This is a genomic window from Vibrio sp. 99-70-13A1, from assembly GCF_013114625.1.
Lineage (GTDB): Bacteria > Pseudomonadota > Gammaproteobacteria > Enterobacterales > Vibrionaceae > Vibrio.
The window spans coordinates 1-750 of record NZ_VTXD01000104.1 but is presented as its reverse complement, the minus strand read 5'-3'; the positions used below and the strand labels follow the sequence as shown (position 1 = coordinate 750).

The window sequence follows — 750 nt, the reverse complement described above, 5'->3', positions numbered from 1 at the left end:
GACTGCCAACGCTTGGCATTTTCAACTTGGTTTAGCTTCAGTGATTAAGGTGGTAGATTTTAGTGTATTGGTAGCGTTGTCAGCTACTTAATTGGGCGTTATGTTCTAGGAGAAATAATGAAGTTAGAAGAACTGAATTTAATTGAAAGAAAGACGGGGATCGCGCTTCCTGAAAGCTATAAGCAGGCTCTTTTAAATTACCCCGAAGCTTTGGTTGGAACTGAAGCAGAAGACTTCCATTTTCTTACTGATGCAGATGAAATAACCTCAGAAAATCTAGAGGTTAGAGTTAGTGGTTATTTTGGAGAAAAGTGGCCGGAAGACTATTTTATTATTGGTCACAATGGTTTTGGCGATTATTACGTAATTAGCCACACTAGCACGGAATTTTCTGTTGGTTTTACCGACCATAATAAAATGGAATGTAATCTATTTTCTGATAGCTTGGACGAGTTTGTCGAGAAGCTGTTAAATGAGTTTGAAGTCGAATAGTTCGAACATAACAAGCAATTTAAGCAGACTGTCAACGCTCGGCATTTTTAGCTCGGTTCAGACTCAGTGATTCCGGTGGTAAATTTGAGTGTATTGGTAGCGTTGTCAGCTACTTAATTGGGCGTTATGTACTAGAGGTTTAAATTTGAATTACCTTAATGGGATAGACCTGCAAGATTCTTTTGTACTCGGGTGGTCCCTGAGTGAAACAATGTTAGTAATTAATGTTGAGTTTAGTATTTGGCCCGACTCGCCATA

1 protein-coding gene is annotated in these 750 nt (G+C 38.8%); it reads left to right on the top strand.

What is annotated here, in order from left to right; all coding sequences use genetic code 11:
* Window positions 1–117 precede the first annotated feature (117 nt).
* Window positions 118–492, top strand: coding sequence for an SMI1/KNR4 family protein (locus tag F0226_RS22385; protein WP_171737695.1), 375 nt, complete (start codon window positions 118–120; stop codon window positions 490–492).
* Window positions 493–750 lie beyond the last annotated feature (258 nt).

What these genes read in the sequence shown, in the direction of transcription:
- F0226_RS22385 (WP_171737695.1), top strand. Translation starts at nt 118, where the DNA reads ATGAAGTTAGAAGAACTGAATTTAATTGAAAGAAAGACGGGGATCGCG.